Here is a 9,403-nt window from a genome sequence, read left to right on the forward strand (position 1 = left end):
GGGCGCCGTCGGCCTCGCGGTGGCGCTGGCCTGCCCGGATTGCCGGGTCGTGCTGGTCGAGCGCGACCCCGAGGCCGCCGCCCTCGCCCGCGGGAACGCGCAGGCGAACGGCCTCGCGGCGCGGGTCGCGGTCGTCGAGGCCGACGCGGTCGCGCCGGGCGCCGTGCGGCACCGCCAGGGGCTGCGGCCGAACAGCGCCGACCTCGTGCTGACCAACCCGCCCTTCTTCGAGGCNCCGGCCCGGGCCGCGGCCCACGGCCTGGCGCCGGGCGGCCTCGCCGCCTGGCTGCGCACCTGCGCCGACCTCGCGCGCCCGGGCGGGCGCCTCGTGATGATCCACCGCGCCGACGCGCTGCCGGGCTGCCTCGCGGCCCTGGCCGGGCGCTTCGGCGCCGTCGCGGTGCGGCCGGTCCACGCCCGCGCCGGGGCGCCGGCGATCCGCGTGCTGATCGAGGGGGTGCGGGGAAGCGGCGCTCCGTTCCGGCTGCGGCCGGGGCTGGTCCTGCACGGGCCGGACGGGCGGTTCACCCCCCAGGCCGAGGCGCTGCACCGCGGCGAGGCGCACCTCGCCGACGGCTGAGCGGGGGGCGGACCCCCGGGCCCGCCCGGAGCGGCCTCAGAAGCCGATGTAGAAGCGCGGACGGTAGTAGGGGCGGTAATAGGGGCGATAGTAGCGCCGGTAGTACGGGCGATAGTAGTAGCGGCGGTACGGGCGGTAGCCGTAGTAGCGCCGGTAGGGCCGGTAGCCGTAGTAGCGGCGGTACGGGCGATAGTAGCGCCGGTAATAGTAGGCCTTCTCGACCAGCGGGGCGTTCAGGCGCTCGCCGGCCGCCACGGCCGCGGCGCTCGGCACGGGCGCGGCCGAGCTGCGGCTGGTTCCGAGCCCGATCCCGGCCACCAGCAGCGTCAGGACCAGGCTCATCCATCGTAGGGCACGCATGTCGTCGATCTCCCTTGGGTCCATGTGCGTGTCGTTCGGCCCGCCCGGCCCTCCTCGCGACCGAACCGGCATCCGTCCGCCGGCGGCGGCAGACGGGGACTCGACGAGGCGGGAGACCCGACGCGCCGGCCACCGCCGCACCACCGGCATGTGCGCCGGATAATCTAGGCGAACGCAGCGGCGGTTCAATCGACGGGGCCGATGAACCTGTGCTCAACTTCCGTAAAAAACTACGGATACCTCCGCTGCGCCGAACGGACGCGCCTTGCCGTCCCGGTCCGGTCCGCCTACCTGTCGGGCTCACGACCGGAGATCCTGCCTGGCCATGCCGTTCGGTATCATGCCCGCGCTACGCGCCCTCCTGCCCGAGCGCCTGCGGCGCCGGCATCCGCTGGTGCCGGTCGTGCGCCTGAGCGGCGCCATCGGCACCGTCTCGCCCCTGCGGGCGGGCCTCTCCCTCGGCGCCTGCGCGCCGGCGCTCGAGCGGGCCTTCGGGATGCCGGACATCCGGGCGGTCGCCCTCGTGATCAACTCGCCGGGCGGCTCGGCGGCGCAGTCGCACCTGATCTTCCGCCGCATCCGGGCGCTCGCCGCGGAGGCGGGCGTGCCGGTGCTCGCCTTCGTGGAGGACGTGGCGGCATCCGGCGGCTACATGATCGCTTGTGCGGCCGACGAGATCTACTGCGACCCCTCCTCCCTCGTCGGCTCGATCGGGGTGGTGTCGGCGGGGTTCGGCTTCCAGGGCCTGATCGAGCGGCTCGGGGTCGAGCGCCGGGTCCACACCGCCGGCCGCGCGAAGGCGATGCTCGATCCGTTCCGCCCGGAGGACCCGGCCGACGTCGCGCGCCTTAAGGGCATCCAGGCCGACGTGCAGGCGATGTTCACCGAGCTCGTGCGGAGCCGGCGCCCGGGCCTCAAGGGCGATCCCGACGAGCTGTTCTCGGGCGCCGTCTGGACCGGCCGGCAGGGCCTCGCCCTCGGCCTCGTCGACGGGCACGGCGACACCCGGGCGGTGCTGCGCGAGCGCTACGGCGAGACGGTGCGGATCCGGCTCGTCGAGCAGGTGCGCGGCGGCCTGCTCGCCCGCCTGCTGCGGCGCCGGGAGCCCGGTGCCGCCGGCCTCGCCCTCGTGGAGGGCGCGCTGGCCACGATCGAGGAGCGCGCGGCCTTCGCGCGCTACGGGCTCTGAGGCCGCGGGCCCGCAACCCGCGGACGGGGGCTCAGCGCGCGCAGGCCGTGCCCGCGTAGGCGGCGTAGACCACCCGCACGCTGCGGCACGGCGCGGCCTGCGCGGCCGGCGCGGCGGCCGGGGCCGGCGTCACGGCGGCGGGGGCGGCGAGGCGGGACGGCGTGCCCGGGCCCGCGGCTCGCACGACCAGCGGGGTCGCGACGCAGGACAAGAGGGCGGCCGCAGCCACCACCGTCAACCGATTGATCACGGAAGAACTCCCACAGTCTCGGGCTGCGTCCCCGCAGCATCACGGCTCCGTCCCGGCAATAACGGGCTTGGCCGTGGGACGGTTCCTGGTAGCGCGGCGGCGCGGCCGGCGGGGTGCGCTCCCGCACGCCCGCGCTTGACTCGCGCGGCGCCATTTCCCAAGGCTCCCGGCCCGATCCCCGCCCGAGCGCCCGCCCATGCCCGACGCCGACCTCCAGCCGACGCGCTCGTTCCAGGGCCTGATCCTGACGCTGCAGCGGTTCTGGGCCGCGCGAGGGTGCGTCATCCTCCAGCCCTACGACATGGAGGTCGGCGCCGGCACGTTCCACCCGGCGACGACCCTGCGGGCGCTCGGCCCGAAGCCCTGGAAGGCCGCCTACGTGCAGCCCTCGCGCCGGCCCAAGGACGGGCGCTACGGCGAGAACCCCAACCGGCTCCAGCACTACTACCAGTTCCAGGTGATCCTGAAGCCGAACCCGCCGGACCTGCAGGAGCTCTACCTCGCCTCCCTGCGGGCGATCGGCGTCGACCTGGCGCTCCACGACATCCGCTTCGTCGAGGACGACTGGGAGAGCCCGACGCTGGGCGCCTGGGGGCTCGGCTGGGAATGCTGGTGCGACGGCATGGAGGTGAGCCAGTTCACCTACTTCCAGCAGGTCGCGGGCGTCGAGTGCGCGCCGGTGGCGGGCGAGCTGACCTACGGGCTCGAGCGCCTCGCCATGTACGTCCAGGGCGTCGAGAACGTCTACGACCTCAACTTCAACGGCGGCGAGGGGGCCGACGCGGTCACGTACGGCGACGTGTTCCTCCAGGCCGAGCAGGAATACTCGCGGCACAACTTCGAGGCCGCCGACACCGCGATGCTGTTCCGCCAGTTCCGCGACGCCGAGGCGGCCTGCCGGGCCTACCTCGCGGCGGGCGAGCCGGGACCGGACGCGGCCGACGCCCGGCACCGCATGGCCCAGCCGGCCTACGACCAGTGCATCAAGGCGAGCCACGTCTTCAACCTGCTGGACGCGCGGGGGGTGATCTCGGTCACCGAGCGCCAGAGCTACATCCTGCGGGTGCGCGACCTCGCCAAGGCCTGCGGCGCGGCCTGGATGCGCACCGAGGCCGGCGGGGCCGCCCCCGGTTCCGGCCAGGATCCGGCCGGCGCCCCGGCGCCCTGAGCCGGGCCGGGGCGGAGCCCGGCCGTGCTTCGCGCCCGATCGCGCTCCGCGCCTGTTTGCGCTTCGCGCCTGTTCGCGCTTCGCGCCCGTTCGCGCCTCGCGCCCGATCAGACCTCCGCGCCCGGTGGCGCTCCGCGCCTGCGGGCGCTACATCCGCGCCTCGACCCCTCTTCCGCCTCGTCTCACGGTCCCTCCTCGCGGAGGCAAGGGGCCCCCAAGGCCGCCCGATGCCCGACCTCCTGCTCGAACTCTTCTCCGAGGAAATCCCGGCGCGCATGCAGCGCCGCGCCGCCGAGGACCTGCGCAAGCTCGTCACCGACGCGCTGGTCGAGCGCGGCTTCCTGTACGACGGCGCCCGGGCCTTCGCGACGCCCCGCCGCCTCGCCCTCCACGTCGCCGGCCTGCCGCCCCGGGGCCGGGACGTGCGCGAGGAGCGGAAGGGGCCGCGGGTCGGAGCCCCCGAGGGCGCGCTCCAGGGCTTCCTGAAGAGCGCGGGGCTCGCGAGCCTCGACGAGGCCCGGATCGTGTCGGACCCCAAGAAGGGCGAGTTCTACGTCGCGGTGGCCGAGCGGCCCGGCCGCGACACGATCGACGTCCTGGCGGAGATCCTGCCGGCGGTGATCCGGAGCTTCCCCTGGCCGAAATCGATGCGCTGGGGCGCCGCCTCCCGGGAGCCCGGCTCCCTGCGCTGGGTCCGGCCGCTCCACGCGATCCTGGCGAGCTTCGGCCCGGAGACCGAGACGCCGGAGGTGGTGCCCTTCGAGGTCGACGGCATCCGGGCGGGCCTGACCACCTACGGCCACCGCTTCATGGCACCGCAGGCCATCGAGGTGCGCCGCTTCGCCGACTACCTGCCGGCCCTGGAGCGGGCCCGCGTGGTGCTCGACGCCGACCGGCGCCGGGACATCATCCTGCACGATGCCCGCGACCTCGCCTTCGCGCGCGGCCTCGAGCTCGTCGAGGACGAGGGCCTGCTCGAGGAGGTGGCCGGCCTCGTCGAGTGGCCCGTGACCCTGATGGGCGGCTTCGAGGAGCGCTTCCTCGACATCCCGCCGGAGGTGATCCGCGCCACCATCCGGGCGAACCAGAAGTGCTTCGTGCTGCGCGCCCCGGACCGGGACGGGCGCGAGCGGCTGGCCAACGCCTTCATCCTGGTGTCGAACCTCGTGGCCTCGGACGGGGGCGCCGCCATCGTGGCCGGCAACGAGCGCGTGGTCCGGGCCCGGCTCTCCGACGCGGCCTTCTTCTGGGAGACCGACAAGCGGACGCGGCTCGAGGACCGGGTCGAGCGGCTGGGGGCCATCGTGTTCCACGAGAAGCTCGGCACCCAGTTCGCGCGCGTCGCGCGCCTCGCCGCCCTGGCGCGGGGGCTGGCGCCCCTCGTGGGCGCCGACCCGGACCTCGCCGAGCGCGCGGCGCGCCTCGCCAAGGCCGACCTCGTCACCGAGATGGTCGGCGAGTTCCCGGAGCTCCAGGGCCTGATGGGCCGCTACTACGCCGAGCAGCAGGGCGAGGACCCGGCCGTCAGCGCGGCCGTGGAGGAGCACTACAAGCCCCTCGGCCCCGGCGACCGCGTGCCGACCGGGCCGGTCTCGGTCGCGGTGGCGCTCGCCGACAAGCTCGACACGCTGGTGGGATTCTGGGCTATCGGCGAGACGCCGACCGGCAGCAAGGACCCGTACGCCCTGCGGCGGGCGGCGCTCGGGGTGATCCGGCTGATCCTGTCGAGCGCGCTGCGGCTGCCCCTGCTTCCGCAGATCGCCGCCGCCGCGGGCGCGCACCCGGCCTCCGGCACCGCGTTCTCGGGCGACGTCCTCGGCTTCTTCGCCGACCGCCTGAAGGTCTTCCTGCGCGACCAGGGCGCCCGCCACGACCTGATCGACGCGGTCTTCGCCCTCCCGGGCCAGGACGACCTCCTGATGGTGGTGCGGCGGGTCGAGGCGCTCGGGCGCTTCCTCGACACGGAGGACGGCCGCAACCTGCTCGCCGGGTCGCGGCGGGCCGCCAACATCCTGCGCATCGAGGAGAAGAAGGACGGGCGCGCCTACGCGGCGGCGCCCGATGCCGGCCTGTTCGCGCTGCCCGAGGAGGAGGCCCTCGCGGGCGCGCTGGCGAGCGCGCGGGACGAGGCCGCCCGGGCGGTGGCGCGGGAGGATTTCGAGGGGGCGATGCGGGCGCTCTCGGCCCTGCGGGCGCCGGTCGACGCCTTCTTCGACCGGGTGACGGTCAATGCCGACGACCCGGCCCTGCGCGCCAACCGCCTCGCCCTCCTCAACGCCCTGCGCGCCGCGACGCGGGAGGTCGCCGACTTCTCGCGGATCGGGGGCGAGGGCCGCTAGAGGATTTCCTGAGGACGCGGATACCGGTTCGTCGCAGAAAATCCGGCAAAATCAGGAACCTAGAGCAGCAACCGGTTGCACCCTGACCGGGCGCTGCTCGGGAGCGCCCCGCCGACGCGGATGCCGGTCCGGACCGGCTTTACTGGGCGCCGAGACTGTCTCAGCATTTTGCCGGTCCCCGCAATAATCAAAAAGCCATTGTCGCGGGACGGTCTAGAGCGGTAGACAGCGGAGCAGTCCGAGTCCTCGACGCACCACAAGTCCAGCGCCAGGGCGCGGATGGGGGATGCAGGCCGTGCCGGAGCGCACCGCGGTGCGCCGAAGGCAGGGTCTATGTCTTCTGTCAAGTCCCGGCGCCCTTCGGCGGGGACACGGCAGGAGGCAACACCCATGTCGCCCGGCGGCAAAGCCCGAACTCAGGAGCCCTTGGTCTCTCCCATGCTGGACGCTTCGGACGGACTCGCACCGGCGCCTGACGCCAGGAGCCAGGCGATACGCGAGCACCTGCGGCGCATCCTCGGCAGGATCCCGCCCGCGCCCAAACCCGCCTCAGTGCAGGTCGATTGATCCCACGAGCGCGCCGGCGGCGTTCCTGATCTCGATGTGCCAGCCCCCGTCGGGGTCCGGCAGCTCGCCGTCCGCGCGCATCTCGGCGACCACGGCTTCGGCCTCCGTTCGGGCCTGGTCCACCGTCTCGGCCTCGACGCCGAGGGGATCGGCGATCATGCCGGTGGGCCCGACCAGATGGAAGTAGTAGCGCTGCGGCATGGCAATGATCTGGGTCGGCATGAGTGACCGGAGGAACGTGATCGACCGGATCCACGTTAGCAGCGCGAAGCTGGTCCCGCATGTCAGGGAAAAGGCGATCCGGCGCGAGCGTGGCCGGGCGATTCCGCGCCTTCCGTGATCCTCCGAAGGGAGGGGGCGGCCGGTCCATCGGCGCCCGGGCCTACCCGCCCGCCGCGCCCGGGCACGGGGGCGGCCCGCGCTCGGCGGGGCCGCGGGCCGGGCAGGCCGCGCCCCGGCGGCCGGACGCAGAACCGACCGCGCGGCGCCGGGTTCGAGGAGGGGAGCGGGCATGGCCGAGACGGGCACACGGACAGGCCGGTACGAGAAGCCCCGGGTCTCGACGCGGGGCGTGCTCCTGACGCTCGCGGGCGTCGTCGTCGGGTCGGCGGGCTACTACATCTCGTGGCGCTACCAGGCGGCCCTCGGCACCCTCGGGGGCGTCGCCGGCCTGGCGCTCTGCGTGATCGGGACCAGCAAGGGGCACGACGGCACCTGACCGCCCCTGTCGGGCGGGCCCGCGCCCGCCCGCCGGGAGCGGCCGGCAGTGGTCACCGGCGCCAGATGCCGATCCGGTTCGAGCGCGCCTGCTCCTCGGCCGCGAGCAGGTCCGGCGTCGCGTCGCCGGCGGCGCGGCCGCCGCCGTTGAACAGGATCAGCTCCGACAGGTCCTGCCCGTCGAGGGTGCAGCGGTAGGTCCCGCCCTCCCCGGCCGGGGCGCAGGCGACGTCGCGCCGCCGCAGGTAGCGGCCGAGCTCGCGGGCATTGTGGCCCCCGAGCCCGTCCACCCCGACGAGCTTCACGGGCCTGCCGTCGAAATCGAGGGTGCCGGTGTCGATCACCGCGGGCACGCCGCGCAGGCTCGGCCGGGCCGGGCGCGGCTCGGCCGGCTCGACGGCGGCGGCGGCCTCGGGCCGGGGCTGGGGCTGGGGCGCAGTCCGCTCGGCCTTCGCGGATTTCGCCCGGGCCGCGATGGCCTGGGTGACGAAGTCGCGCCAGATCTGCGCCGGGAGGTCGCCGCCGGTCACGCCGTCCATCGGCGCGTTGTCGTCGTTGCCGAGCCAGACCCCCACCACAAGGTCGCTGGTGAAGCCGATGAACCAGGCGTCGCGGCTGTCCTGCGTGGTGCCGGTCTTGCCCCCGGAGGGCACGGAGACGCGGGCGTTCTTGCCCGTCCCCTCGCGGACCACCGCGCTCAGGAGATCGAGCATCCCGGCCCGGGCGGCCGCGTCGCGGGCCGGGGCCGGGGCGGCCGGCGGGCGGGTGTAGAGCGGCTGGTCGCGGCTCAGGATCTGGCGCACGCCGTAGGGCTCGACGGTCTCGGCCCCGGCCGCCACCGCCGCGTAGGCGCGGGTGAGCTCGAGGAGCGTGGTCTCGGCCGAGCCCAGCGCCAGGCTCGGCAGGTTCGGCAGGTCCGACTGGATGCCGAGGCCCCGCGCGGTCTCGATGACGGCCGGGATCCCGACCGACTCGGCGAGCTGCACCGCGACGGTGTTGATCGAGTGCGCGAAGGCGCTGCGCACCGTGACCGCCCCCCGGTAGCGGCCGCCGTAATTCTCGGGCTCCCACTCGCCCACCTGCGTCGGGCGGTCCACCATCGCCGAGTCGGGCCTGTACCCGGCCTTCAGGGCCGCGAGGTAGACGAACAGCTTGAACAGCGAGCCGGGCTGGCGCCTGGCCTGGGTGACCCGGTTGAACTGGCTCTCGGCGTAGTCGCGCCCGCCGACCATCGCCAGGATCGCCCCGTCGGGCGCCAGCGCCACGAGGGCGCCCTGCGCGATCCTGCGGCGCTCGCCCTCCTGGTCGAGGCGGCGGGCGACGACGCTCTCGGCGATGTTCTGGAGGGTGAGGTCGAGGGTGGTGCGCACCGTCGCGTCCGCGGGACCCGCGCCGATCAGGCCCCGGACCGTGTCGGCCACGGTGTCGACGAAGTAGTTGGTGCCCACCGGGGTCTCGGTCGGCACCCGCACGGTGGCGGGCGCGCGCTTGGCCGCCTCCCCGTCCGCCCGGGCGATGGCGCCAGTCTCCACCATGGCGTCGAGGACCTGCGCGGCCCGGCCCCTCGCCCCGTCGAGGTTGCGGTGGGGCGCGAGCTGCGAGGGCGCCCGCACCAGCCCGGCCAGCATCGCGGCCTCCGCCAGGGTGAGGTCCTTGGCGGCCTTGCCGAAGTAGCGCTGCGCCGCCGCGTCGGCGCCGTAGACCCCGGCGCCGAAATAGGCGGTGTTGAGGTAGCGGGTGAGGATCTCGTCCTTCGGCAGCTGCGATTCGAGCCAGAGCGAGAGCACCGCCTCCTGCACCTTCCGCTTCAGGGTGCGGTCCTGGGACAGGTAGCTCATGCGCACGAGCTGCTGGGTCAGGGTGCTGCCGCCCTCCCGGGTGCCGCCGGCCGCGGCGTTGCGGAACGCCGCCCGGGCGAGCCCGCGCAGGTCGACGCCGTGATGCTCGTAGAAGCGCCGGTCCTCGATCGCCACGATCGCCTGGGCGAGGACCGGCGGCACGTCCTTCGGCGCGAGCTTCGCGCCCTTGATGACGCCCCGGGTGGCGAAGGCCTGCCCGTCCTGGGCCCGCACCACCAGGGCGGAGGCCGTGGGCTCGATGGAGAGCCCGCCGTTCACCGGCAGGCTCGCCAGGGCGTAGACCCCGTAGCCGAGGCAGAGCGCGGCCAGGACCGCCACCGACACGCAGGCGGCGCGCAGCCACGGCACCCGCGCGGCCAGGCGCGCGACCGGCC

The 9,403-nt window shown here is 74.8% G+C and carries 9 protein-coding genes and 1 pseudogene; 6 read left to right on the top strand and 4 right to left on the bottom strand.

Features of this window, described 5'->3' with window-relative positions; genetic code table 11:
- Both DT057_RS36490 and DT057_RS36495 read left to right on the top strand, forming a co-directional pair.
- Positions 1-234, top strand: a 234-nt coding sequence (locus DT057_RS36490; RefSeq protein WP_244937342.1) for a methyltransferase, incomplete at both ends; no start/stop codon positions are given.
- Position 235: 1 nt separating this feature from the next.
- Positions 236-580 (top strand): annotated as a pseudogene (locus tag DT057_RS36495) (methyltransferase); the annotation flags it as partial.
- A gap of 36 nt (positions 581-616) precedes the next feature.
- Here the strand turns inward: DT057_RS36495 and DT057_RS04980 are convergent.
- On the bottom strand, positions 617-940 hold the full coding sequence (locus DT057_RS04980; RefSeq protein ID WP_203236188.1) for a hypothetical protein: 324 nt from the start codon (positions 938-940) through the stop codon (positions 617-619).
- A 325-nt stretch (positions 941-1,265) separates the two neighbouring features.
- Here DT057_RS04980 and DT057_RS04985 point away from each other — a divergent pair, with 325 nt between their 5' ends.
- Positions 1,266-2,129: a S49 family peptidase gene (locus DT057_RS04985; RefSeq protein WP_128561012.1), complete on the top strand. Its 864-nt coding sequence runs from the start codon at positions 1,266-1,268 to the stop codon at positions 2,127-2,129.
- A gap of 31 nt (positions 2,130-2,160) precedes the next feature.
- Here the strand turns inward: DT057_RS04985 and DT057_RS36030 are convergent, their stop codons facing one another.
- Positions 2,161-2,379 carry a hypothetical protein gene (locus tag DT057_RS36030; RefSeq protein WP_203236189.1) on the bottom strand — a complete coding sequence of 73 codons (219 nt, stop codon included), beginning with the start codon at positions 2,377-2,379 and terminating at the stop codon, positions 2,161-2,163.
- A 196-nt stretch (positions 2,380-2,575) separates the two neighbouring features.
- On the opposite strand from DT057_RS36030, the gene DT057_RS04995 reads away from it, so the two are divergent.
- Together DT057_RS04995 and glyS are read left to right on the top strand one after the other, a co-directional pair.
- Positions 2,576-3,547 carry a glycine--tRNA ligase subunit alpha gene (locus DT057_RS04995; RefSeq protein ID WP_128561013.1) on the top strand — a complete coding sequence of 324 codons (972 nt, stop codon included), beginning with the start codon at positions 2,576-2,578 and terminating at the stop codon, positions 3,545-3,547.
- 227 nt (positions 3,548-3,774) lie between these two features.
- A complete protein-coding gene (gene glyS, locus DT057_RS05000) occupies positions 3,775-5,886 on the top strand; it encodes a glycine--tRNA ligase subunit beta (protein ID WP_128561014.1) in 2,112 nt (703 codons plus the stop codon).
- Between the two features lie 549 nt (positions 5,887-6,435).
- Here glyS and DT057_RS05005 read toward each other — a convergent pair.
- On the bottom strand, positions 6,436-6,675 hold the full coding sequence (locus DT057_RS05005; protein ID WP_128561015.1) for a DUF6894 family protein: 240 nt from the start codon (positions 6,673-6,675) through the stop codon (positions 6,436-6,438).
- A 289-nt stretch (positions 6,676-6,964) separates the two neighbouring features.
- Between DT057_RS05005 and DT057_RS05010 the strand changes: the two genes are divergently transcribed.
- Positions 6,965-7,171 (top strand): hypothetical protein, encoded by a 207-nt coding sequence (locus tag DT057_RS05010; RefSeq protein ID WP_128561016.1) that lies wholly within the window; start codon positions 6,965-6,967, stop codon positions 7,169-7,171.
- 52 nt (positions 7,172-7,223) lie between these two features.
- Here the strand turns inward: DT057_RS05010 and DT057_RS05015 are convergent.
- Positions 7,224-9,403: PBP1A family penicillin-binding protein (locus tag DT057_RS05015; protein ID WP_128561017.1), on the bottom strand; the 2,180-nt coding region annotated here is incomplete at its 5' end.

It is taken from the genome of Methylobacterium crusticola, assembly GCF_003574465.1.
GTDB classification, from domain to species: Bacteria; Pseudomonadota; Alphaproteobacteria; order Rhizobiales; family Beijerinckiaceae; genus Methylobacterium; species Methylobacterium crusticola.

What these genes read in the sequence shown, in the direction of transcription:
- DT057_RS04985 (WP_128561012.1), top strand. Translation starts at nt 1,266, where the DNA reads ATGCCGTTCGGTATCATGCCCGCGCTACGCGCCCTCCTGCCCGAGCGC.
- DT057_RS04995 (WP_128561013.1), top strand. Translation starts at nt 2,576, where the DNA reads ATGCCCGACGCCGACCTCCAGCCGACGCGCTCGTTCCAGGGCCTGATC.
- DT057_RS04980 (WP_203236188.1), bottom strand. Translation starts at nt 940, where the DNA reads ATGCGTGCCCTACGATGGATGAGCCTGGTCCTGACGCTGCTGGTGGCC.
- DT057_RS05010 (WP_128561016.1), top strand. Translation starts at nt 6,965, where the DNA reads ATGGCCGAGACGGGCACACGGACAGGCCGGTACGAGAAGCCCCGGGTC.
- glyS (WP_128561014.1), top strand. Translation starts at nt 3,775, where the DNA reads ATGCCCGACCTCCTGCTCGAACTCTTCTCCGAGGAAATCCCGGCGCGC.
- DT057_RS05005 (WP_128561015.1), bottom strand. Translation starts at nt 6,675, where the DNA reads ATGCCGACCCAGATCATTGCCATGCCGCAGCGCTACTACTTCCATCTG.